Consider the following 23972-nt stretch of genomic DNA (forward strand, 5'->3'; position numbering starts at 1 on the left):
CTCGGAAGGGCCGGATTTTAGGGATTTAAGTGCCGTGCGGCTTACGCGAGATCGAAACGGTCCGCGTTCATCACCTTGTTCCACGCTTTCACAAAATCCGCGACAAAGCGGGTGTTTGCATCGTCGCTGCCGTAAGCTTCGGACAACGCGCGCAGTTGCGAGTTTGACCCAAAGATCAGGTCAGTGCGTGTGCCGGTGCGCACGGCCTTGCCGGTTTTGCGGTCCCGCGCTTCGAATACTTCATCACCTTCAATAGCATGCCATGTGACATTCATATCCAGAATGGTCTTGAAGAAGTCGTTGCTCAGGCTGCCGGGAGCGTCGGTAAAGACACCGTGTTCCTGACCGGCATAGTTCGCACCGATCACCCGCAAGCCGCCAAGCAGCACGGTCATTTCCGGTGCCGTCAGCGTCAGCAATTGCGCGCGATCGACCAGCAGTTTTTCGGTCGGCACGGCAAAGTCTACCGCCAGATAGTTGCGGAACCCATCCGCCTTGGGCTCAAGCGGCTCAAAGCTTTCGGCGTCGGTCTGTTCGGCGGTTGCATCGGTGCGACCCGGCGCAAACGGAACGTCCACGTCATGGCCCGCAGCTTTTGCAGCCTGTTCGACACCGGCGTTGCCGCCCAGAACGATCAGATCGGCAAGGGAGACTTTTTTGCCACCCGAAGCGGTGTCGTTGAACGCGGTTTGCACCCCTTCCAACGCCGCCAAAACCTTGGCCAGCTTTGCCGGTTCGTTGACTTCCCAATCCTTCTGCGGGGCAAGGCGAATGCGTGCGCCATTCGCACCCCCACGGTGATCGGACCCGCGATAGGTAGAAGCAGAGGCCCAAGCCACCGAGACAAGTTCAGAAACACTCAAACCGGTCGCAAGGATCTTGTTCTTGAGATCGGCAACATCCTGATCGTCGATCAACGGGTGATCAACCGCAGGCAATGGATCCTGCCAGATCAGATCTTCTGCGGGAACTTCCTTGCCCAGATAGCGTACTTTGGGGCCCATATCGCGGTGGGTCAGTTTGAACCATGCGCGGGCGTATGCATCTGCAAACACATCGGGGTTGGCGTGGAAGTGTTTGGAAATTCGCAGATATTCAGGATCAGTGCGCAGCGCCATATCCGCCGTCGTCATCATTGGCTGGTGGGCTGGTTTGCCGGTCGCAGCGTCTGGCACTGTGTTTGCCATCGCGTCGCCCTTGGGCTTCCACTGGTTCGCCCCTGCGGGGCTTTTGGTCAGCTCCCATTCATTGCCCAAAAGCGTGTCGAAATAGGACATGTCCCACGTGATCGGCGTCGGCGTCCACGCGCCTTCGATACCGGATGTGGTGGTATGTGCACCCAGTCCGCTTTCGAATGTATTCGCCCAGCCAAAACCCATGGCCTCGATACCGGCCGCTTCGGGTTCAGCACCCACAAGCGTCGGATCACCGGCACCATGTGCCTTGCCAAAGGTGTGACCGCCCGCCACCAGCGCAACAGTTTCTTCGTCGTTCATCGCCATACGGCCAAAGGTGTCGCGAATGTCGAATGCGGAGGCTTTTGGATCGGGGTTCCCGTCCGGGCCTTCAGGGTTCACATAAATCAGGCCCATCTGCACCGCGGCCAGCGGGTTTTCAAGATCGCGCTCACCGGAATACCGGCTGTTTTCGCCACCCGAGGGTTCCAGCCACTCTTCTTCTGTGCCCCAATAAATGTCTTCTTCGGGTTCCCAGATGTCGACGCGGCCACCGGCAAAACCGAAACACTCAAAGCCCATGGTTTCCATGGCGACATTGCCGGTCAGGACAAACAGGTCGGCCCAGGAAATCTGGCGCCCGTATTTCTGTTTGATGGGCCAGAGCAGACGGCGGGCTTTATCCAGATTGCCGTTGTCGGGCCAGGAGTTCAGCGGCGCAAAACGCTGTGATCCCGAACCAGCACCGCCGCGGCCATCGCCCGAACGGTAAGTGCCCGCCGAATGCCAGGCCATGCGCACGAAGAACGGGCCATAGTGGCCGTAATCCGCAGGCCACCAGTCTTGCGAATCTGTCATCAAGGCCGCGAGGTCCTTTTTTACCGCATCCAGATCCAGTTTCTGGAATTCTGCGGCATAGTCGAAATCTTCGCCCATCGGATCGCCGAGGGGGGTATTCTGATGTAAAATCTTGAGGTTAAGCTGGTTTGGCCACCAGTCCTTATTGGTGCGTGCATCATGTGTCACGTGCTTGGTGCTGCCGTGCATTACAGGGCACTTGCCGCCCGCTTCGTAATCATTGCCGTCCATCGGTCTCTCCCTTTCAGATGATTTGGCCGAGCTATACCAAAGCGGGGCGGTAGTTATAAGTTGGATTATCTGATGGGTATGATAACTTTTAATTATGACAAACTTCACAATCAGACAGCTGCGCTATTTTGAAGCGCTCGCGCAGCACCGCCATTTCGGCCGCGCGGCGGAGGCCTGTTCGATTTCGCAACCAGCGTTATCCGTACAGATCAAGGAGTTGGAGCAAAACCTGGGGACGCAACTGGTTGAGCGGTCCGCGCGTCAGGTGCAACTGACCTCGTTTGGCGAAGCTTTGCTGGCGCGGGTCGCGGCGATTCTGCGGTCTGTCGACGAGCTGGGTGATTTCGCCCGCGCCGCACAAGGGCAGCTGGCGGGGCGCTTTCGTCTGGGGGTGATTCCGACAATCGCGCCTTATCTTCTGCCCGGTCTGATTGGCAAACTGAACCAGAGCCATCCGGCGCTTGATTTGCACGTGCGTGAAACCCTGACGCCGCGATTGGTGCAGGAAGTCCTGCAAGGCCAGTTGGATACGGCAATCGTGGCGCTACCGGTTCTTGAACCGGCTTTGGCGGAAATGGCCCTTTTCGAGGAGAGTTTCCTGCTGGTGCGGCCCCGTTCTGATGCAGCCCAACCGGCACCGCGCGGCGAAGACTTGCGCAACATGAGATTGTTATTGCTGGAAGAAGGCCATTGTTTTCGTGACCAGACACTGGGGTTTTGCAACACGCCAGCCGCAACGGCGCGCGACGGGCTGGACGGCAGCTCCTTGTCGACGCTGGTACAAATGGTCGGCGCAGGCATCGGGGTAACGATGATCCCGCAGATGGCGGTGGAGGTCGAAACCCGCTCGGCGAATGTCAGTTGCACGACCTTTGCGGGCCCTCAACCGGGGCGCACAGTCGGGATGATTTGGCGAAAATCCAACCCATTAGCCGAAGCATTTTCCGGTGTCGGTGAGGTCGTTCGATCTTGCGCAGGACGGGCACAAGTCAGGCGTTAATGCGCTGGAAACACTTGTCTGCCTAAAACGTCGAAACCGGTCCGCGTAGGCCGCTCGTCGTGTGAAGGAAATGCAACATGCCTGAAACTGCCGTTGCGGAAAACCGCGTCCCTTTTCTCAAAAGTCTTTTCTTTCAAACCACCGCGATGCTGGTGGTTTGTGTTGCGTTGGTTGTGGCGGCAATCGAATACAAAAACCATTCTGCCATGTACGATAAGACGGTTCAAACAACAGCGATCAGGGCGCAAGAAGTCACCGAGCTGCTGGCGATGCAGATGGGGGGCGCGATCAAGTTTACCAACGTTGATGCTTTGGCGCAGATTGTAAGCGGGGTCCTCGGGAATTCCGGTGCGGATGCTTTAGGGGGGATCGTGCTCGATTCGGGGGCTGTGGTCATTTACCAGACGGAGGACGTCGTGTCGGAAACCCTCTCGGCGCAAATGAATGAACTTGGCCGACAGTCCTTGGAATCGGGCAAGGAAGTCTTTTCCGCCGATGGTTTGGTTGCCGCAGTTCCCAGCCGATTTGGCGGAGAGAACGAAGTTGTTGGCGTTATGGTCACGGCCTGGACAATCGAAACCGCCGTTGGGGCGCTGGTTCAGGAAGAAAAAAATGCGGTGATTTTCGGCCTTGGTGTTTTTCTGACTTCGTTGATCGTTGCCATTTTTTTCCTCCGCATGCGTCTATCGCGGCCATTGGGAAAACTCGGTCTGGCTATGGGGGCGGTGGCGCAAGGAAAATACGATACAGAAGTGCCATATGCCGACCGTCGCGACGAAATTGGTGTTATGGCAGGCCGGCTTGATCAGTTTCGGGCAAAACTGGGGGAGGCCCGCGAACAGGAATTCGAAAACCTGTTCAAAAGCGCCGCGTTGGAAGGCTCCGCCGCTGCGATGATGATCCTTGATATGTCTTTCAAAATCACCTTTGTGAATCCAGCATGTGCCCAGCTGATGCAGGATTTGCTGCCGGATATCAAAGATATATGGCCTGAGATGACGCCGCAGAACCTGATTGGTGTAGATTTGGGTGAACTGGCGGAACTTAGAACAATGCTGGTCAAGGTTACCGACCCGGCTGTCTCGCTCGCCAAGGACGAACGCGTAGTCAACCTGCGCGCTGGCCCTCGGATTTTACGCCTGAACGTAAACCCCGTCCATGATGCGCAAGGCCAGCTGTTTGGATGCGTGGTCGAATGGGTCGACCGAACCAACGCCGCACAAAACGCGGCTTTGGTCCAGGCGATCGATGCAGCACAAGCCCGCATTGTGTTTAACAAGGCAGGTAAGGTTGTTGATGCGAACAAAATCTTTTTGGCGATGATCAATGGCGAATTCAAGGATACCGACGTGTGCAGTCTGTCCAGTATTTTCAAAGGGAACCTGCCGGACGATACGACCGGAGAGGAATTCGCCCGCAAGGTCCTGAGCGAAGAGATCCAGCAGGGGCGTTTTAGCGCTTACAGCATATTCGCAGACAAGCACTTTACCGTCGATGGCAGCTTTGCCGTGACCAAAAACGAGGACGGTGGATCTGATCGGGTGACCTTCATCGGCACCGATGTGACAGATCAGGATCGCGCGATCAAGGCGGCGGAAGCCGAGCGGCTTATGGCGGCGGAGGAACAAGGCAAGGTTGTTCATATCCTTGGTGTTGGTCTGAATAAGCTTTCGGATGGTGACCTTGAGTGTGATATTGAGGAAGAAGTACCCGAAGTTTATCTGCAGCTGAGAAGCGATTTCAACGCAACGGTCAAATCCCTGCGGGATGCGATTTCGGCGGTGATGCACAATTCGGATTCGATCCGCAATGAAACCAGCGAAATCACATCGGCAGCCGATGACCTGGCCCGTCGGACTGAAAAACAGGCGGCAACTTTGGAAGAAACCGCCGCCGCACTGGATGAGTTGACGGTTTCCGTACGCTCGGCTGCGGAGGGGGCCGATCACGCCAGCAAAATGTCGACAGACGCACAGCGCAACGCTGAACAAGGCGGGGAAGTTGCGCGTCAAGCGGTGACCGCGATGGACGGGATCAAGAACTCCTCGCAGGAGATTTCCAAGATCACCAGCGTGATTGACGATATTGCTTTTCAGACCAATCTTTTGGCACTGAACGCAGGGGTCGAGGCGGCGCGGGCAGGGGAAGCAGGACGCGGTTTTGCGGTGGTCGCGACCGAAGTGCGCGCGCTTGCGCAACGTTCCTCCGACGCGGCGCGGGAAATCAACGCGTTGATCAATTCTAGCGGGGATCAGGTCCAGCAAGGGGTCGAACTGGTCGACAGTACGGGCAAAGCTTTGGCGTCGATCGTGACCTCGGTTGCTGAAATTTCAAGCCGCGTTTCGAACATTGCGGCCTCCGCCCGAGAACAATCCAGCGGATTGGCCGAGATCAACACGGCGGTGAACGAGCTGGATCACGTAACCCAGCAAAACGCAGCGATGTTCGAAGAAACCACCGCCGCAAGCCACGCCTTGACCTCAGAGGCGGACGCATTGGTTCAGGCGGTCTCGCGGTTCAAGCTGGGCATTAACCGCGAAGCGCCGCGCATGGTGCCGCTGGCAGAGCCAGTTCCGACAGCACCAGTGGCCGCACGGCCGGTTGCGCATGGTAACGCCGCGCTAGACGTGGAGGTGAGCGCAGACCTCGCGGCGGAAGGCTGGGAAGAGTTTTAAGCAGCGTTGCCGGCGCTCAATCCCGTGTGCCCGCAAACCGTTCGCTCCACTCTGCGACATTGTCGTCAGTGATCTTGGCGAACAACACTTCGGGCACCTCAAACGCGTGCCCGGGGGCGAGACGCGCCAAGGCGGCGGGCACATCGTCCGGCCAACCCGCGTCTTCCACCTTCATCGCCTCCAGCATCGACGCGGCGGCGCTCGGGATGAACGGTGCTGACAAAGTTGCGTAAAGCGGGATCAGATTAAGCGCCAGACGCACCTGCGCGGCGGCTTTGTCAGGATCTGTTTTGAAGGTCGTCCAGGGCGCTTCGGCTTGAAGGTATTCATTGCCGGCAGCCCAGATTGCCCGCAATTCCTGCGCGGCTTTGCGCACTTCAATGGCGTCCATATGTTCCTGATAGCGCGCCACACGTGCGGTGATGTCGGCGATCAGCGCCTTTTCCGGTGCGCCGTAACTGCCGGCCTCCGGCACAGCTTCACCGAACTTCGAGCGACAGAATTTGGTGATGCGGCTGATGAAGTTCCCCAGAACGTCCGCCAGGTCTTTGTTGGCAGAGCTTTGGAAATTCTCCCATGTGAATTCGGCATCCGAGGTTTCCGGCGCATGGCTAAGCAGCCACCAACGCCAGTAATCGGCGGGCAGAATTTCAAGCGCCTGATCCATGAATACACCGCGCCCGCGCGAGGTGGAGAACTGCCCACCATCATAGGTCAGGTAGTTGAACGATTTGATGTAGTCGACCAGCTTCCAAGGTTCGCCAGACCCCATGATTGTGGCCGGAAAGCTCAGCGTGTGAAAGGGCACGTTGTCCTTGCCCATGAACTGCGTATAGCGCACATCTTCGGCCCCCTTGTCGGTGCGCCACCAGCGTTCCCAGTCGGTACCTTTTCCCGCCTCGACCCATTCGGCACCGCAGGCAATGTATTCAATCGGCGCATCGAACCAGACGTAAAACACCTTGCCTTCCATGCCGGGCCAATCAGCGTCACCGCGTTTCACCGGCACGCCCCAGTTAAGGTCGCGGGTGATGCCGCGATCGCGCAGACCGTCGCCGTCGTGCAGCCACTTCTTGGCAATCGACGTGGTAAGGACCGGCCAGTCGGTTTTCTCGGAGATCCATGTGTCCAGCTGGTCTTTCATCTGGCTTTGACGCAGGAACAGATGTTTGGTGTCGCGCATTTCCAGATCGGTAGAGCCGGAAATGGTGCTGCGCGGATCAATCAGGTCAACGGGATCAAGTTGTTTGGTGCAATTGTCACATTGATCACCGCGGGCTGAGTCGAAACCGCAGTTGGGGCAGGTGCCTTCGATGTAGCGATCCGGCAGAAAGCGTTCATCCGCGTTGGAATAGACCTGCTTTTCGGTGACTTCCTCGATCATGCCCTGATCGGCCAGAACCCCTGCGAAATGCTGGGTCAGCGCACGGTTCTGCGGCGAGGAGGAACGGCCGAAGTGATCAAAGGACAGGCCGAAATCGTTTGCGATACGTTCCTGAACTGCATGCATTTCCTTGCAATAGTCGGCCACAGGTTTGCCTGCCTTGGTCGCGGCCAGTTCGGCAGGTGTGCCATGTTCGTCGGTTGCGCAAAGGAACAGCACCTCGTCACCGCGCGCACGCAGATACCGCGCATAAAGGTCCGCAGGCAGTTGGCTGCCGACCAGATTTCCAAGATGTTTGATGCCATTGATATAGGGAATGGCGGAGGTGATGAGGTGGCGGGCCATGTCTGTTCCTTTACGCGGGTCCGCCTGACATAGACTGCGCCGTCTCTTTGATCAATCGGTGCTGCACCCTGCGGCACATCGTTATCGTTTGTTGCGGTCCTTGCGCAGGAGACGTCCAATGGTGAAAGAGGTGCGCGGGGCATAGATATAGGGGGTCCGCTCCATCTGGGCAGGGCGGGCGCGCATGCGCACCAGTCCAAAGATAACCAGCAGCGCGTGACCAATGGAGATCATGGTGAAAAGCGCCGCAGGGCCATAGCTTTCGATCAGCACAGAGGCAACATAGGGCGCAAAGATCGCGCCGGAGGCAAACCAGAACATCAGCGCCGCAGAGAGTTCGACGCGTTCGTCATCGCTGGCAAAGTCGTGGGCATGGGCGGCGGCGACCGAATAGATCGGAAATGTGGTAAGACCGAACAGCCCCGCCGATAGCATGATGCCCGTGGTGCCCAGCCCGCTCGACATCATGGTAATGCCACAGCTGAGGATCGCGGCAGCGGAAAGCCAGATCAGCACCCAGCGCCGGTCGTATTTGTCCGCGAGCCAACCCACCGGAAATTGCGCCAAAGCGCCGCCCAGCACAAAGGCGGACAGGAACCATGCGATCTGGCCCGCACTCAACCCGACTTCCTGGCCGTAGATCGGCCCCACCATGCGAAAGGACGCGCTGGATAGGGCAGCAACCACCACACCCGCAGCGGCAAGCGGCGAGCGGGTGAAGGCAAGGCGGGGACGCAGACGCGGCGACGCCGGGGTTTCGGGCGGTTTGATCGTGGTCAGCGTCAGCGGGAGAAGTGCCGCGCAACACCCGATGGCGAGCAGGTTGTAAGAGACATACGAGGCGGGTGCGAGGATGCCGACAATCATCTGCGCCCCGAGGCTGCCCGTCATGTCGACAACCCGGTAGATGCCCATGGTGCGCCCGCGTGTTTCATTGGTGACCTTAGCCTGCAACCACGCCTCGATCACCGTATAACACCCTGCCACACAAATCCCTGAAGCGACACGCATGATGGCCCATGCATAGGCATCGATCACCAACATATGTGCCATCAATCCGATGGCCCCCATGGCAGTGAAGGCGGCAAAGGCGCGGCTGTGCCCGACAGATCCCATCAGGCGGGGCGACCACCAGCAGCCGACAAAGAAGCCCAGAAAATGCGCGGAGCCCAACAGGCCGATTTCCTGACGCGAAAAACCAAGGGCCGTGCCCGAAAGCACATCAATCGGGCCAACACCGCCCGAGGAAAGCTGGAGCAGAATGACGGACAGGAAAAGGGCGGCAAAGGAAATGAGCAAACGCATGACGGCTTTAACGCATTTTTGCTCCGCTAGCCCAAGCAGAAAGTCGACAATCGACGTCGTTTCCCGACCTACCATCATTTGTTTAGATGATTGTGGCAGGACGCAGGTGGGTTTTGACCTTGAAGGCATCATTCAGTGGCTTAGGGTGGCGGCGAAAAATGAGGAACGGCGATGAAAAAGAATGACCTTGGTGGCAGCGGCCTGATGGTATCGGAACTGTGTTTGGGCTCGATGACATGGGGCACGCAGAACACGGCGGATGAAGCGCATGAGCAGATTGACCGCGCATTGGACGCGGGTATCAATTTTATCGACACGGCTGAAATGTATCCGGTCAATCCGATCAGCGCCGAAACGACCGGACGCACCGAACGTATTATTGGTCTGTGGAACGAACGGGACGGGCGGCGCAATGACGTGGTGCTGGCGACAAAACATTCGGGTGCCGGCGTTGCGCATATCCGCGAGGGTGCGCCGATTTCGTCTGAAACAATTTCGGAAACGATCGAAGGATCGCTGCGCCGACTCAAGACGGACTGGATCGATCTGTATCAATTCCACTGGCCCAATCGCGGCAGCTATATGTTTCGCAAGAACTGGACCTACGATCCGTCAGGACAGGACCGCGCCGATACAATGGCGCATATGGAGGACACGCTGGGCGCGCTTCAGGCAGAGGTCAAGCGCGGTACGATCCGCCACTTCGGCCTAAGTAACGAAAGCGCCTGGGGCATGGCGCAATGGGCGGAAGCAGCCAAGCGCACGGGCGGGCCGAAACCGATTTCCGTCCAGAACGAATATTCACTGATGTGCCGGATGGCGGACACTGATGTGGCCGAGGCATGCATCAACGAACGCATTGATATGTTTTCATTTTCGCCGTTGGCCACAGGGCTTTTGACCGGCAAGTATCAGGGCGGCAAAGTGCCCGAAGGGTCGCGCCTGTCGCTGAACGATGATCTGGGCGGACGCAAAAGCGTACGTGCTTTTGAGGCGGTAGATGCCTATCTAGAGGTCGCCAAAAACCACGGGCTGGATCCTGTTCATATGGCGTTGGCGTGGTGTTGCCAGCGGCCGTTCATGGGCTCTGTCATCTTTGGCGCGACGCGCATGGATCAACTGGAAACGGCACTGGGTGCCGCTGATGTCACGCTAAGTGACGAGGTTTTGGTCGCGCTCGACGAGGTCAACAAAGCGCATCCCATGCCCTATTAAGCCGCGCATTTTCGGGCGCATTGCAGTGGGTCGTTCCCGATGGTCTGACCTGTCGTATTCAGCATGGCGTCAAAGCCATTCATAAGCCATGTCTTGGCGCGTATCCCTAACCCCAGACCTAAGGAGCATTCCCCATGCCACTCACCATGAACCGCGAGGTGTTCGTCACCTGTGCCGTAACAGGTTCCGGCGCGACCCAAGACCGAAGCCCGCATGTGCCCCGTTCGCCGCAGCAGATTGCCGACAGTGCAATCGCAGCGGCAAAGGCGGGGGCGGCGGTGGTGCATTGCCATGTGCGTGACCCCGAGACCGGCAAACCTAGCCGTGATCTTGCGCTATATCGTGAAGTGACCGAGCGCATTCGCGACAGTGACACGGATGTGGTGTTGAACCTGACCGCCGGCATGGGCGGCGACATTGTATTTGGCGATGTGGAAAATCCGTTTCCGACGCGCGAAGGCACCGACATGGTGGGAGCCAGCGAAAGGGTTACCCATATCGCGGAATGTCTGCCGGAAATTTGCACGCTGGATTGCGGCACGATGAACTTCGCCGAAGCCGATTACGTGATGACCAACACGCCGGGCATGTTGACGGCGATGGGGGGCATGATGACCAAGCTGGGCGTGAAGCCCGAGATCGAAGCCTTTGATACCGGTCATTTATGGTATGCAAAACAACTGGTTGCCGATGGTGTGCTGGACAGCCCCGCCTTGGTGCAGCTGTGCATGGGGGTGCCGTGGGGCGCGCCGGATGACCTGAATACCTTCATGGCGATGGTCAATAACGTGCCCGACGACTGGACCTTTTCGGGCTTTGGGTTGGGGCGCAACCAGATGGCTTATGTCGCCGCCAGTGTGCTGGCAGGGGGCAATGTGCGGGTCGGATTGGAGGACAATCTGTGGCTGGACAAGGGGGTTCTGGCCGAGAACTGGCAACTGGTAGAACGCGCCCGCAACATCATCGAGAACATGGGCGCGCGGGTCATCGGACCGGAGGATGTGCGCAAAAAGCTGGGGCTGACAAAACAGGCTCCGAAGTGAGTGCACGTGCAGAAAACACTGTGAAAAACGGGGGGCACCTGGCGTGCGCCCCCTGTGCACCCCCTGTGCACCGCCGCATTGCAGCATTTGCGATTGCGGCTGTGCTGGCGGGCTGCGCGGCGGAGCCGCCAGCACCAGAATTGGTGATCGGATTGCGCAACCCTACGGTGGCGTTTGGGGGCACCAGCCGCTTTTCAGCCGGGCGTTTTGCCGGTGCCTGGGAGACGGTGGCCTGTCTGGGAAGCTGTGTCAGATCGGAGCGCTATGTGCAGGCGACGGAAGGTGTCTATCTGCGCCGCACGGGAGATGTGGAAACACCGTTTCTGATTTCCGCGCCCGGTGTGTTGCGCGAGATGGGCGGCGACGACAGGCTGGTGGTGATGTGGGTCGACGAGGGGTTTCGTACAGCGGCGATTGGCGATGCGGACGGGCGCTGGGCAGCGATCCTGAACCGCAACCGCGAACCGGCGCGCGACCGGATCAAGGCAGCAACAGAGATTTTGGATTTTAACGGCTGGGATGTCAGCAAATTGCGGGTGGTGAAATGACGAAAACGGCAGCGATTATCGGCGGTGGTGTGATTGGCGGCGGCTGGGCCGCGCGGTTTGTGTTGAACGGCTGGAATGTGCGGGTGTTCGACCCTGATCCACAGGCCGAGCGCAAGATCGGCGAAGTGATGGCGAACGCGCGACGGTCCTTGCCGGGGCTGACGGATGTGGCGCTGCCCGAGGAGGGGCAATTGAGTTTTCACGGCTCGATCGCCGAGGCGGTCGCGGGGGCCGAGTGGATTCAGGAAAGTGTGCCGGAGCGGTTGGAGATCAAGCATGCGACCTTTGCCGAGGTGCAGGCGGCGTGTTCAAAGGATGCGGTGATTGGCTCGTCGACCTCGGGCTTCAAGCCGAGCGAATTGCAAGAAGGTGCCGCACGGCCCGGTCAGATCATGGTCGCCCATCCGTTCAATCCGGTTTACCTGCTGCCGCTGATCGAGTTGGTGCCGGGGGAGGCAGGGGATGCGGCGCTCATCGAGCAGGCCAAGGCCGTGCTTTCTTCGCTGGGGATGCATGCGTTGCATTTGAAGAAAGAGATTGATGCGCATGTGGCGGACCGCTTTCTGGAGGCGGTGTGGCGCGAAGCCTTGTGGTTGGTCAAGGACGGGATCGCGACAACGGAAGAGATTGACGATGCGATCCGTTACGGGTTTGGCATCCGCTGGGCGCAGATGGGGTTGTTCGAAACCTATCGCGTAGCCGGGGGCGAGGCCGGCATGAAGCACTTCATGGCGCAATTCGGACCGGCGTTGAAATGGCCATGGACCAAGTTGATGGATGTGCCGGAGTTCACAGATGAGTTGGTTGATCTGATCGCGGGGCAGTCGGATGCGCAATCAGGGATGCATAGTATTCGCGAGCTGGAGCGGATCAGGGACAACAATCTGGTGACCATGATGCGCGGGCTGAAAGCGCAGAACTGGGGCGCGGGGGCGTTGATCAACGCGCAGGAAAAGATGATGCGCGAAGGCACGGCGCTGGGCGCACATGCGGATGACGTGCCGGCGGACCAGCCGGTGTTGACGGCGCGCCGCACGGTGCCGTTGGATTGGACGGACTACAACGGCCACATGACCGAAAGCCGCTATTTGCAGGCCTTTGCCGATGCAACGGACCGGTTTATGGAAATGATCGGCTGTGACGCGGCGTATATTTCCAAGGGCGGAAGTTATTTCACGGCCGAGACACATATCCGGCATCTGGACGAGGTGCATGCGGGGGCGGTGATCGAGATTACAACGCAGGTGATTCTGGGCGAGGGCAAGAAGATGCACTTGTTCCACGAGATGCGCGACGGCGAAAGATTGTTGGCGACGGGGGAGCATTTCCTGCTGCACGTGAGCCTTGAGACCCGCAAGCCGAGCCCGCCATCACCCGCGATTGAAGCGGCACTGGTGCGGATTGCCAAAGGCCATGCAGAACTGGCGCGGCCCGACGGGTTGGGGCGTGCGATTGGCGCTGCGCGGTAGGCGACGGCGCGTGACATATCACTTTAGCGGATCATCTGGCGCATCTCGGTGAGGAGCGTGGGAAATTCGCGGGCGGTGTAGCGTGCTTCGCGGACCAGCGTGTCAAAGTCGCTGGTAAAGGTTTCGATCCGGCGGCGGTCTCGAAAGGCCATATAGTGGCCGCCGGTATAAAACACCGCAAGCAGCGGACCAAAGATGGTAACAGGCGCAGAATACAGGCGGCGGGCGTCGAACTGATAGATGCGCAGCCGCGGATAAAGCTGTTCGGTCAAGGCGATAAGCTGGTCGGTTTGGGCGCGGCGAATGGCGACAGGCAGGCCCGCGTAATAGCCGGTGGCGCGAATGAAACAGTCGATTTCATAAAGCGGTAGGGCGATTTCATACTCCGAACCGGCCTCTCGCATCCAGTTCAGCCGGTCCTGTGACGCGTTGATGGCCTGTTTCGCGGTACGGCCCAGATGGGGGCCGTATTCCCATGTTAGCATCTCTTCGGTTTTAAGCATGTCCGGCAGGGTGGCGGGCACGTGGCGGATTTTATATCCCGCCGCTTCACGGTGCCACTCAAAGATCTGCTCATCGACAAGGGCCCGCGGCGCATGGCTGACCTCAAAGCTGTTGGACAAGAGATCAGCGGCGGTTTCGGGCCGGTCGGACAGGCCCAGCAGCCAATCCGAGGAAACCCCGAGCACGCTGGCGCAGGCCCCGATCACATGCGCGCCGGGCAGGCGGGTGCCGGTGTCGCTGAGGGCTTGGGACAGGGTGGAACGATCCGCGCCGATGCCACGGGCGAGGGCGCTTTGGGTGATGCCGGAGTCCTTAAGCGCCTGTGCGAGCCGTAGGCGGAACTCCTGTGCGCGGGTCAGTTTGGTGGGCATTCTGGACATGTGGTGATTTATATCACCCATTCAGGAGATTGTTAATCATTATCGGAATGGGCGAAACGCAACCTGTGCAGCATGGCTAGGGGATCACACCAGCTTTGGAGCACCATGCATACCTCTCATCTGATAGAACCGCAGATCGACATTCTGAACCGTGAGCTGGCGGGCGTGCGCTGGCCGACCTACGGGGCTTTTGCGCTTGCCGGTCTTGTATGGGGGGGGGCGTTGGTCCTGCCCTTTGGTTGGGGGGCGGTGCAATGGGGGATGCTGGTGTTCGCGCTGACCTTGCATTCTTCGCTGAGCCACGAGATATTGCACGGCGGGTTCTTTCGCAGCACGCGGGCGAACGGGTGGTTGGGGGCGTTTCAACCGGGGCTCTTCGTGCCCTATCTGCGGTTTCGGGCCTTGCATCTGGCACACCATCAGGACGCTGATTTGACGGACCCCTATGATGACCCCGAAAGCGCCTATCTGGACCCGAGGGTCTGGGAGCGGTTGCCGGTTCTGGCGCGCATGGTGTTGAGGTTCAACAACACGTTATTGGGGCGGGTCACTGTGGGGCCGGTGATCGGGATGGCGGATTTCCTGCGCGGTGATCTGCGCCGTATCGCCAAGGGGCAGACCGATGTGACGCTGCATTGGCTGGCACATCTGCCCGGCGTGGTAATCACGCTGTGGCTGGTTTCGATGTCATCGGTGCCTTTGTGGCTTTACCTGTCGGCCTGTTACGGGGCGATGTCGGTGCTGCGCATCCGCACCTTTCTGGAACATCGCGCCCATGAACGCAGTGCGGGCCGCTCTGTGGTGATCGAGGACCGCGGCATTCTGGCGTTTCTGTTTCTAAACAATAACTTTCACGCGGTTCATCATGCGCATCCGCAGGTGGCGTGGTATCATCTGCCGGCGCTTTATCACAGCGGCAGGGATAAGTTTTTGCTGGGCAATCAGGACTATGTCTATCGCTCTTACGCCCAAATCATTGTTCAGTATTTCCTGCGCGCGAAAGACCCTGTGGCACATCCGCTCTGGCAGCCCAAAGACGATTGAGCCTATAGGGGGGCATGAAATCTTTCCTGCCTGATCTCTGGATCATTATTTCCCTAACGGCGGCCGTGTTTCAGACCGTGCGTTTCATGCTGCAAAAGCATCTGGCGACGGCGACCTTGACGGCGGCCGGTGCCACGTTTTCGCGGTTCTTTTATTCGCTGCCGTTCATCGTGTCGCTGCTGGTGGCTTATCTTGTCACCGTGCGCGTGCCACTGCCGGAAGTGGGGGTGTCGTTCTGGGGTTTTGGCCTGCTGGGGGCCTGTTCACAGATTATCGCCACGGTTTGTGCGGTGATGTTGTTCAAGCAGCGCAACTTTGCGGTCGGCATGACCTTTACCAAGACAGAGGTGATCCAGACCGTGCTGGTTGGCTGGTTATTACTGGGCGAAGGGGTTTCGGCCATCGGGTTCGTAGCAATTGCCATCGGAATCGTCGGGTTGTTGCTGTTGTCAGCCGTGCCCAACGCATCGGGCTTCAAGCTGCGGGATCTGGGAAACCGGGCGTCGGCGCTGGGCATCGCGTCAGGGGTTTTATTCGCGTTTTCTGCCGTAAGCTATCGCGGGGCGACCCTTGCGGTGGTCGCTGACGATCCGTTTTTGCGGGCGGGGATCACGCTGGCGGTGGTGGTGGCGATGCAGACAGCCATTATGCTTGTATGGCTGCGGCTGCGCGAACCGGGACAGATTGGCGCGGTTTGGAGCGCGCGCAAGGTTGCTATCTGGATCGGGCTGACATCGATGGGGGGATCGCTGTGCTGGTTCATCGCCTTTGCCTTGCAGAATGCGGCCTATGTCAAAGCCGTGGGGCAGGTCGAGATTATTTTCAGCATTGCCGCCTCTGTCATGTTTTTCCGCGAAAAGATATCGGCGCGGGAATGGGCGGGCATGGCCATTCTGGTCGTGTCAATTTTAGCGCTGGTTCTAGCGGTCTAAGGCGATGACGGTCTTGTGTTGGGAACACGCCAGACAAGGTGGTTTTGTGGATAGCAGCTGGTTGTGCATGCTGATATGGTCGGTTTCTGGATTTGAAGCGATCAAGGAATGAGACAATTCTAGCTGATGAACACCCAAAGCAGGCGCAGCGTCTAGAGACCCTTGCGGCCTATGACATTCTGGATACCGAAGCGGAATCCGAGTTCGATGATATTGTCGCACTGGCCTCGCAAATCTGTGATGTGCCTGTGTCTTTGATCAGTCTGGTGGATCATGACCGCCAGTGGTTCAAGGCGCGTGTCGGTTTCGACCCCGAAGAGACCACATTGGCTGAATCGGTCTGTTCGCATGCCATTCTTGAGGATGATTTCCTTGAGATTTCCGACATGTCTGCGGATGAGCGCACGGTTGATAATCCGCTGCATGTCGCAGAGGACGGAGTGCAGTTTTACGCGGGCATGAACATTGTCGCGCCGAACGGCTTGCCGATTGGCACCTTGTGCGTGCTGGATGACAAGCCGCGCGAATTGAGCGATTTCCAGCGGCAGGCGCTGGGCGTTTTGGCACGTCAGGTTATGACGCAGTTGGAGTTGCGCAAGCGGCTGCTGGAAGAAGAGGCGCTGCGCAGTGAAATGGACCACCGCGTGCGCAATTCGTTGCAGACGATTGCTTCGGTCATGCGGGTCGCCGCGCGCAGTATTTCGGACCCCGAGGCGGTTGAGGTGCTGGAGCTTGTCGAACGGCGGTTGGGGGCGGTTGCGTCCTTGCACAGCGAGTTGATGGGCAGCGAGGGCAAGGAGTCGGTCGATACGCAGCCCTATCTGGAGCGTGTCGTAAAGCTGTTGAAAGACGTGGCTCCTGACAATGTCAAAATCGAATTGCAGGCGGTGGATGCCGTGGTCGGCGCACGACAGGCGTCTGCGATCGGGATGATTGTCAGCGAATTTGTCGCGAATTCAATCAAACATGCCTTTCCCGATGGGCGCGATGGCACGGTTGAAATCGCGCTGACGCAATCCGAGGTGGCGGGTTGGGTGCTGAGCTGTCAGGACGACGGGGTTGGCAAGCAAGACGATGCCGACGCGCATGCGCATGCCGACAGCGGCCTAGGCGCGATGTTGATGGAATCGGCGGCCAGCCAGCTTGACGGGCAGCTTGAATATGAAGCGGTGCCGCAAGGCACGGTCTTGCGCGTCAGTTTTCAGTAAGGCACGCGCGCCGCTGCTCCGGTCGGCAGAGCGGCGGCGAAAGCGGGCTATCCCTTCATCGGTGTGCCGTGCAGGCGCAGGAACAGGCTTTCTTCATCGTTGTTCTTGAAGAAGGGGACGGATTGCGGCGGGCTGCGATCTTTGGCGCGGGCTTCGACCTCGGCCATGACAACTTCGGTGATGAACGGCATGTCGAAAGACCGCGCTTCGCTGAGCGGCACCCATTGCAGGTGGCTGAGTTCGTCGCAGGCGGCATCGAAATCATCCAGATCGGAGGCGATGTCATCAGCGTCGACCAGAAAGAAACGTGCATCAAACCGGCGCGGACGCCCCGGTGGGGTTAGGGCGCGAAAACTGAATTGCAGGGCAGAGGCCGCAGGCAAATGGCCGGTCGCAGCGAAGGTTTCCCAGTCGGGCGGTGGCGGGGTGTCCCAGTCGCCCTTGGTGCCAAGGATCAGGCCGGTTTCCTCCCATAGTTCGCGCACGGCAGCAACGGCAATGGCATGGGCCAGTGTCGCGTCGGCATCTTCGCTAAGGCGCGCAGCGCAAAGGTCGGGCAGGGGGCTTGCCAGCGGGATATCCGCATCACCGGCATCCACAGCGCCGCCGGGAAACACGAATTTATTGGGCATAAACACGGCTTTGGCCCCGCGCTGCCCCATCAGGATACGCGGTGATTCAAATCTGTCACGCAGCACGATCACGGTAGATGCGTTGCGTATTTGGCTTTTGTCGATGCTCATGCCTTTGTCCCTTTTCAAGGGATGTCAGGTTTCGTCACCGAAACCGCCCATGCCCTTGGCCCATTGAAAGCCGATCATTGCGCCTTTCAGTCTGGGCAGAAGGTAGAGCGACAATCCGACACATCCAACCGCAAAAATGCTGAACAACGTCAAAGGTTCGGGGCGCCATGTCACAAAAACGATATGCAAAAGCGGTGCCAAAAGGTGGCCAACGATCAGAATCGTCAGATATGCAGGCCCGTCATCCGCACGGTGGTGGTGGAATTCCTGACGGCAAACGGTGCAGTGATCGTTGACCTTGAGGTATCCGTGCAACAGTGGACCGGAGCCGCACTTGGGGCATTTCCCGCGCCAACCGCGCAGCATTGAACCCCAGCGCGGGCGTTCGTTTTCTGATGCGGCAAGGTCGGCAGGGCTGTCTGCGGTATGCGCGTGCTCGGTCATAACGGTTCCTTTTGATGACCTTTATTTGCGCCTCATCCTACAGGAAATAAAGGGCAGAGGCAGGTGTTGCGGCGCGATGTCGCAAGTTTTTCCGGAAAAATTGAAAAATCTGCGACGGAAACCGCCCCGCTGCCCGTTTGATGATCACCGGACCCGAAAAGACGGGCCCCAAGATCACAAATGGAGTAACCCAATGATCAACGCGACACATATGAAGATTGCCTTGCTGGCGGGACTTATTGCAGTTGGCGGCGCGGCACAGGCCAAGAGCGGCGATAAAGACGCCGGAGCGATGTTCGAGCAGATCGACGCAGACGGCAACGGTGCCGTTACCGCAGCAGAACTGAACGCCCATGCGCAGGCCCGTTTCGACAAGGCCGACGCAAATAAGGACGGTTTTCTGACGCCTGAAGAAATGCAGGCCCAGCGGGCCGAGCGGGCCAGCGAACGCGGCGGCAAACGCGCCGAAAAGATGCTCAAGCGGCATGACACCAACAAGGATGGCAAGCTGGACGCTGCCGAGCTGGAGGCCGCTTCCGAGGGTCGTCAGGGCAAGCGTGGCGCCAAGATGATGGAACGGGTCGATGCCAATGGCGACGGCAAGCTGTCGTTTGAGGAGCTGAACGCACGGCGCGATCCGGCCAAGATGTTTGCCAAGCTGGACACCAACGAAGACGGGTCGTTGAGCGCGGAAGAGTTCGAGAAGGCGCGCAAGCACCATGGCAAGGGCCACGGTAAAGACCACAAGCGCAAAGCAGACTAAGATGCGTTTCCCGGGGGCGCTTGATTTGCGCCCCCGGGATGCTTAGCCATGATGGATATGTCCAATTCCCCTTCGACCACCGGCGATGACGCCGAGGCGGCCTTGCTGCGGCGCTATGCGGCGGGGGAGGATGCGGCGGCACGGATGCTGGCAACGGCGCTGACGCCGCGGCTTTACGGGCATGCGCTGCGGGTGCTGGGCGACACGGCCGAGGCCGAAGATGTGGCGCAGGAGGCCTTGTTGCGCCTGTGGAAGATCGCGCCGGACTGGCGCAGTGGCGAGGCCAAGGTAAGCACATGGATGTACCGTGTGGTGGCCAACCTGTGCACAGACCGGTTGCGCAAGCGGCGCAGTACCGGCTTGGACGACATAGACGAACCTGCGGACCCGAGCGCCAGTGTGGAGCAAAGGATGCAGGATGCAGCACGGGCAGATGCCTTGCAGCAAGCCTTGGACAGCCTGCCGGACCGGCAGAGACAGGCCGTGGTGTTGCGCCATATCGACGGTTTGGCGAACCCCGAGATTGCGGTCATTCTGGACACGGGCGTGGAAGCGGTGGAAAGCCTGACCGCACGGGGAAAACGGGCATTGGCCCTTGCGTTGGCAGGGCAACGTGATGCTTTGGGGTATGACAATGACGGATGATAGAGTGAACGACACCGAGCTTGAGGCCTTGTTTCAACAGGCCCGTGCAACCCCGCCGCAGATGCCGGAAGGATTGATGGCGCGGGTTCTGGCGGACGCGGAGGCGCTGCAACCGGCACCGCGCGCGGCGCACGGCGGGTGGCGGGCATGGATCGCGGCCTTGGGCGGATTGCCCGGCATGGGCGGTTTGGTCACGGCAAGCTGTCTGGGGTTTTGGCTGGGCGTGGCTCCGCCAAGCGGGCTACCGGATCTGGCGGGGACGGTGCTGGGTGTTGAAAGCACGTATGAAGAAGATATCGGCAGCGGGACATATAGTGCCTTTGGCTGGGACATTGAGGAAAGCTAGGATGACAGAGACGCAGGTGCCAAAGCGCGGAACACGGCGTGCAGTGAAATGGGCTTTCGGGGTGTCCCTTGCCTTGAACCTTGTTTTCGTGGGGATTTTCGCAGGCGCTGCCCTGCGTCACGCCGGTGACAAGCGCGGCTGGGATCGCAAACCCGAAATGTCGCGCAGTTCCGGTGCACCCTTTGTGCGGGCGTTGTCGCAGGAAGACAAACGTGCGTTGCGCCGCGCCTTGAAAGAGCGTTCTGCCGGATTGCCGGACCGCGAAGAGCGGCGGTTGTCGCAACAGCAGATGATTGATGTGTTGCGGGCCGAAGATTTCGATGCAGATGCGATCAAGCGGTTGTTTGCAGAGCAGACAGGCGTGGCGGCGCAGCTGTCGGGCATGGCGCAAGCGGCGTGGCTGGAGCTGGTCAGCGGCATGTCGGCGCAGGAACGCAAAGAGGTGGCGGACCGGCTGGAAGAACAGTTGATGCGGCGCAAGTTCAAGGGGCCCAAACGCCCCTGAGCGCGCGGTTGCTTGCCCATAGCCGTCGCGCGGGGTAGGGAGCCTTGGATCAACGCGGAGCAGCGGCAGTGGAATTCAAAGACGAAAACGAAGTTATCGCCGTGGCGCGTGCCTCGATGGGGCGACGCATTCTGGGGCTTACGTCCCTTGGGCTGCTGGGGATCTTGCTGATTTATATCGCGTTCACGCGCCCGCCGTCGATCGGATGGCAGGTCTTTCTGATCGTGCTGGGGGCCGCGTCGCTGTGGTTCACGGACAAGATGCGCAAATCCACCGCGAGCTGTGTGGAGTTGACGCCAACCGAATTGCGTGACGGCGATGGCACAGTGATTGCACGTGTCGAGGATATCCAGACCATGGACAGGGGTGTTTTTGCGTTCAAACCATCGAACGGTTTCTTGCTCAAGACCACCGCGCCTGCGCCGGCTGCATGGCGTCCAGGATTGTGGTGGCGCACGGGGCGGCGCATTGGCATCGGCGGGATGACACCGGGCAACCAGACCAAATTCATGTCCGAAGTTTTATCGGCGATGATGGCAACACGCGGCCCGCGCCCATAGGGCGGACCGCGCAAATTCCGGCACGGCGGGGCATTGCGCCCTAGTTACATTCCTGCCAGCAGACCCGTGGTGCAAAACGCGGACGGGTAAAGACGAAGTTCTTGATCTCGCGTTCTTCAAGTCCGGTTCTGAAGGGCGGTTCGTAGGTGCTCCATGTTTCGACCAGCATGACACGTTCATTGTCCGGCATCACCGGCAGTCTGGACGTCCAATCGGCGACGTCACCGTTGCTGAGTTCGGGCCGGCCGCCGCTGGTTTTGGACCAGTCGCGGTAGAACCGGTCATTTTCGGCGTCGTAATACAGCGAGGTGACCCGCAGCGAAGACAGGTTTTGGCTGTTGGACAGGTATTCGAACAGCTGCAAGGAGCCGTCGATGTATGCCTGATCCAGAGGTGCGGTTTCACGGGAGATTGAATCACCGATGGAAAACGCGGCCTTGTGGTTGATGCTGTAGGTCCGGAACGCGTGGAAGATCGAGAATACCGACAGGAAGGTCCAGAACATCATCGGCAGGATGATTGTTGCTTCGACCGCGATGGTACCGTCGTCATTGCGCCCAAAGTCGCGCAGACGGGTTTTGATACGTGCAATCCACATCTTTAAGGCTCCTGTACGAAGGCGGCGATCGAAACCATTTTGGCTCTGCCGGTGCCGTCTTTTTCAAATGCATGACCCAGACCGCTGGTCGGATAGACCGGTTTGAAGCGGATGCAGGCGCGCAGCATCATCATCTCGTTGGACTTCCCGAGGGTGAAACCGCGCACCGGTTTTACGGGCAGGGAGGTGTCAACGCAGTCGACTTCCTGATCGAAACTGGCAAACTGGCGCGGATCTACCGAGGTCATTTCAAGGCGCAGCGTTTCATCGCAGTTTTCCAGCCAGCCGGTATTGTTACAGATCATCTCTTTGATGTCGTTGTGGGTAAACGTCTGGTGGGTATTGAGGCGGATATAGCGCACCGCAACATCAAGCCCGCGATCCAGATACATTTGCCGCATCGAATAGACCCCCATTTCGACAGCCATCAGGAAGGCACCGAACAGAAGAGGGACGAAGATCGCGAATTCCATGAGCATCGCTGAGCCGTCCTCGTCGCGGCGGAACCGCCGCAAGAGGGAATGTACGGGCTGTATCATTGTGTGAGCCTCAACTGGTTAATCTGACGGGCGATAGATTCGAACGCTTCGGTGATCTCGATGCCTTCCACCCGGAAGAAGTGGCTGGGAGAGGAGGCACAGTCGCGCATCACGTCGGCACCATGGTCGGTAACTTCAAAGCCGATCGACCAGATCACGATGTTCTTTTCCTTGGCGGCATCGCAGATGTTGTTCAGCAAGGAATCTGCGTAGCTGGGTGTGTATTTGGTGTATTTCCAGCGCCAGTGATCGCGTGAGCGGACGTGCCGGTTCAGGTAATAGTTCAGCGGATATTTACTCCAGTGCAACCAGTGGCTGTCCCGTGCGTAGACGTAGTTCTTGACGATGCGCTGGGTGCTGACGTTTTCACCGTCGGTCATCAGAATGATGGTTTTCAGCGTTTCGTTTGAACCGGGCGTGTCCGGGTCGGCATAATTGGCAGGACGGTCGGTAAAGGCCGGGTCTACACCAAGGGCGACGTTGAAGTTGCGCCATTCGGGATCAAGCATGCCGACACCCCATTTCATCCCCAGATGGATGGCTGTGTTGGCACGCGGAACAAACTGGTTGATCTGTGCTTTCAGCGCTTCCTTGTCCTGAGAAAATGCGGTGATTTCCTCATAGGGTTGCTTGGGGCAGCCGGGATTCGGGATCGAATCCTCCGAACGGTCACCGTTCCAGCTGTAGCTGGCATCAAAGTGCTGCATATGCTCGTAAGGTTCGCTGCCGGCGACATGACCTGCATAGATTGCACGGTTGTCGAAATCGGCATCGGTAAAGTCGATACAGTATGAGTAACGGTGGGTCCGATCGACATCCATCAGATCAAAGATATCTTCGCCCGCGTTCACCTGCGCGGTGTAGGGAACGACGGAAACCGAAATCAGGTCTTCGTTTTCCTCTTTGAGAACCGCATCAAGAAAGGCCCCCGCGGCGTCATGCAGGTTTTCCATCTTGTTGTTGGTCCGCATCGAACCGGAGATGTCGAGCACCATAGAGATCTCGACCTTGTTCACCTTTTCTTCGGCGGTCGAGATGCCCGGTACCTGAAGCGTATCCCGCCCGAGGAAATCCATAAATTGGGTGTTGATCGTGGTGGTGGCGTCAACGGTCACAGTGCGAAAGTTGATCCCCTGATCCACGGTGACCTCGGACACGAAATCGGCCATACCTGATTTGGCGAAGTAGTCGCGCACAACGGCTTCGGGGTCGAGTGTCTGGTCAAGGTCGGCCGCGGCCAGCACCGCACGGTCGGCAACCGCCTGAATGCGGGTGCGTTCCATTTCGTGACGCATCATATCGACGCCGATGCCACCGATCAGCACCATCATGAAGACCATGAAAATGGCGAACATCGTGGCAACCCCGTCCTCTTCTTTCGCAAATGTGCGATAGAATGCAGCCGAGTTGCGCAGGGCACTGCGCTTTTTATGTGCAACTTGTGTCATCGTTGTTAACCTTTCCAGCCAAACCCGTCGAGGGCATCCCAGAACATATGGGCGGACTTTTTCTT

General features: G+C 58.8%; 23 protein-coding genes. 14 read left to right on the forward strand and 9 right to left on the reverse strand.

Translation table 11 applies throughout. From position 1 onward, the window contains the following. Positions 1-41: 41 nt before the first annotated feature. Entirely contained in the window at positions 42-2264 is a 2223-nt protein-coding gene (katG, locus tag Z947_RS0110255) for a catalase/peroxidase HPI (protein ID WP_025044218.1), read from the reverse strand. Between the two features lie 94 nt (positions 2265-2358). On the opposite strand from katG, the gene Z947_RS0110260 reads away from it, so the two are divergent. Together Z947_RS0110260 and Z947_RS22460 are read left to right on the forward strand one after the other, a co-directional pair. Then, positions 2359-3264 carry a hydrogen peroxide-inducible genes activator gene (locus Z947_RS0110260; protein ID WP_025044219.1) on the forward strand — a complete coding sequence of 302 codons (906 nt, stop codon included), beginning with the start codon at positions 2359-2361 and terminating at the stop codon, positions 3262-3264. Between the two features lie 77 nt (positions 3265-3341). Beyond that, positions 3342-5939, forward strand: a complete 2598-nt coding sequence (locus Z947_RS22460) for a methyl-accepting chemotaxis protein (RefSeq protein WP_025044220.1) — start codon at positions 3342-3344, stop codon at positions 5937-5939. A gap of 16 nt (positions 5940-5955) precedes the next feature. On the opposite strand, the gene metG is transcribed toward Z947_RS22460, so the two are convergent. Together metG and Z947_RS0110275 are read right to left on the reverse strand one after the other, a co-directional pair. Further along, positions 5956-7668: a methionine--tRNA ligase gene (gene metG, locus Z947_RS0110270; RefSeq protein WP_025044221.1), complete on the reverse strand. Its 1713-nt coding sequence runs from the start codon at positions 7666-7668 to the stop codon at positions 5956-5958. Between the two features lie 81 nt (positions 7669-7749). Beyond that, positions 7750-8973, reverse strand: a complete 1224-nt coding sequence (locus tag Z947_RS0110275; RefSeq protein WP_025044222.1) for an MFS transporter — start codon at positions 8971-8973, stop codon at positions 7750-7752. 171 nt (positions 8974-9144) lie between these two features. Here Z947_RS0110275 and Z947_RS0110280 point away from each other — a divergent pair, with 171 nt between their 5' ends. The 4 genes from Z947_RS0110280 (at position 9145) to Z947_RS0110295 (ending at position 13248) form a co-directional block, all read left to right on the forward strand. Beyond that, on the forward strand, positions 9145-10188 hold the full coding sequence (locus tag Z947_RS0110280) for an aldo/keto reductase (protein ID WP_025044223.1): 1044 nt from the start codon (positions 9145-9147) through the stop codon (positions 10186-10188). A gap of 134 nt (positions 10189-10322) precedes the next feature. Beyond that, positions 10323-11231: a 3-dehydrocarnitine:acetyl-CoA trimethylamine transferase BcoG gene (gene bcoG, locus Z947_RS0110285; protein WP_025044224.1), complete on the forward strand. Its 909-nt coding sequence runs from the start codon at positions 10323-10325 to the stop codon at positions 11229-11231. Between the two features lie 65 nt (positions 11232-11296). Then, complete coding sequence (locus Z947_RS21515) at positions 11297-11779, forward strand: hypothetical protein (protein WP_156026643.1); 483 nt, start codon at positions 11297-11299, stop codon at positions 11777-11779. Next, complete coding sequence (locus Z947_RS0110295) at positions 11776-13248, forward strand: carnitine 3-dehydrogenase (protein ID WP_025044226.1); 1473 nt, start codon at positions 11776-11778, stop codon at positions 13246-13248. The genes Z947_RS21515 and Z947_RS0110295 overlap by 4 nt, the downstream gene beginning before the upstream one ends. Before the next feature lie 23 nt (positions 13249-13271). On the opposite strand, the gene Z947_RS0110300 is transcribed toward Z947_RS0110295, so the two are convergent. Next, on the reverse strand, positions 13272-14132 hold the full coding sequence (locus tag Z947_RS0110300) for a helix-turn-helix domain-containing protein (RefSeq protein ID WP_025044227.1): 861 nt from the start codon (positions 14130-14132) through the stop codon (positions 13272-13274). 105 nt (positions 14133-14237) lie between these two features. Here Z947_RS0110300 and Z947_RS0110305 point away from each other — a divergent pair, with 105 nt between their 5' ends. From Z947_RS0110305 to Z947_RS0110315, 3 genes are all read left to right on the forward strand, one after another. Next, complete coding sequence (locus tag Z947_RS0110305; protein ID WP_025044228.1) at positions 14238-15176, forward strand: fatty acid desaturase; 939 nt, start codon at positions 14238-14240, stop codon at positions 15174-15176. Positions 15177-15190: 14 nt separating this feature from the next. Beyond that, positions 15191-16108 carry a DMT family transporter gene (locus Z947_RS0110310; protein WP_037938845.1) on the forward strand — a complete coding sequence of 306 codons (918 nt, stop codon included), beginning with the start codon at positions 15191-15193 and terminating at the stop codon, positions 16106-16108. Between the two features lie 92 nt (positions 16109-16200). Next, the gene (locus Z947_RS0110315; RefSeq protein WP_081781136.1) at positions 16201-17316 is read left to right on the forward strand and encodes a sensor histidine kinase; all 1116 of its coding nucleotides are present in this window, start codon (positions 16201-16203) and stop codon (positions 17314-17316) included. A gap of 47 nt (positions 17317-17363) precedes the next feature. Here Z947_RS0110315 and Z947_RS0110320 read toward each other — a convergent pair whose 3' ends face one another. Beyond that, a complete protein-coding gene (locus Z947_RS0110320; RefSeq protein ID WP_025044231.1) occupies positions 17364-18059 on the reverse strand; it encodes an NUDIX hydrolase in 696 nt (231 codons plus the stop codon). 24 nt (positions 18060-18083) lie between these two features. Beyond that, entirely contained in the window at positions 18084-18425 is a 342-nt protein-coding gene (locus Z947_RS0110325; protein WP_235602347.1) for a DUF983 domain-containing protein, read from the reverse strand. 271 nt (positions 18426-18696) lie between these two features. Here Z947_RS0110325 and Z947_RS0110335 point away from each other — a divergent pair, with 271 nt between their 5' ends. From Z947_RS0110335 to Z947_RS0110355, 5 genes are all read left to right on the forward strand, one after another. Beyond that, entirely contained in the window at positions 18697-19266 is a 570-nt protein-coding gene (locus Z947_RS0110335; RefSeq protein ID WP_025044233.1) for an EF-hand domain-containing protein, read from the forward strand. Positions 19267-19314: 48 nt separating this feature from the next. Further along, positions 19315-19911, forward strand: a complete 597-nt coding sequence (locus tag Z947_RS0110340; protein WP_338057822.1) for an RNA polymerase sigma factor — start codon at positions 19315-19317, stop codon at positions 19909-19911. Next, positions 19901-20257, forward strand: coding sequence for a hypothetical protein (locus Z947_RS0110345; protein WP_025044235.1), 357 nt, complete (start codon positions 19901-19903; stop codon positions 20255-20257). Before Z947_RS0110340 ends, Z947_RS0110345 begins: the two co-directional genes overlap by 11 nt. A 1-nt stretch (position 20258) precedes the next feature. Beyond that, positions 20259-20762: a periplasmic heavy metal sensor gene (locus Z947_RS0110350; protein ID WP_025044236.1), complete on the forward strand. Its 504-nt coding sequence runs from the start codon at positions 20259-20261 to the stop codon at positions 20760-20762. Positions 20763-20878: 116 nt separating this feature from the next. Then, a complete protein-coding gene (locus tag Z947_RS0110355; RefSeq protein ID WP_052880654.1) occupies positions 20879-21322 on the forward strand; it encodes a hypothetical protein in 444 nt (147 codons plus the stop codon). 40 nt (positions 21323-21362) lie between these two features. Here the strand turns inward: Z947_RS0110355 and Z947_RS0110360 are convergent, their stop codons facing one another. Genes Z947_RS0110360 through Z947_RS0110370 form a run of 3 tightly spaced genes read right to left on the reverse strand, consistent with a single transcriptional unit; the run spans position 21363 to position 23907 of the window. Continuing rightward, positions 21363-21920, reverse strand: coding sequence for a TadE/TadG family type IV pilus assembly protein (locus Z947_RS0110360; protein ID WP_037938847.1), 558 nt, complete (start codon positions 21918-21920; stop codon positions 21363-21365). A 2-nt stretch (positions 21921-21922) separates the two neighbouring features. Then, positions 21923-22459, reverse strand: coding sequence for a TadE/TadG family type IV pilus assembly protein (locus Z947_RS0110365; RefSeq protein WP_025044239.1), 537 nt, complete (start codon positions 22457-22459; stop codon positions 21923-21925). Continuing rightward, a complete protein-coding gene (locus Z947_RS0110370; protein WP_052880610.1) occupies positions 22456-23907 on the reverse strand; it encodes a Tad domain-containing protein in 1452 nt (483 codons plus the stop codon). The genes Z947_RS0110365 and Z947_RS0110370 overlap by 4 nt, the downstream gene beginning before the upstream one ends. Positions 23908-23972: the final 65 nt, after the last annotated feature.

The sequence above is a fragment of the Sulfitobacter geojensis genome (assembly GCF_000622325.1).
In the GTDB taxonomy this organism is placed as follows: Bacteria; Pseudomonadota; Alphaproteobacteria; order Rhodobacterales; family Rhodobacteraceae; genus Sulfitobacter; species Sulfitobacter geojensis.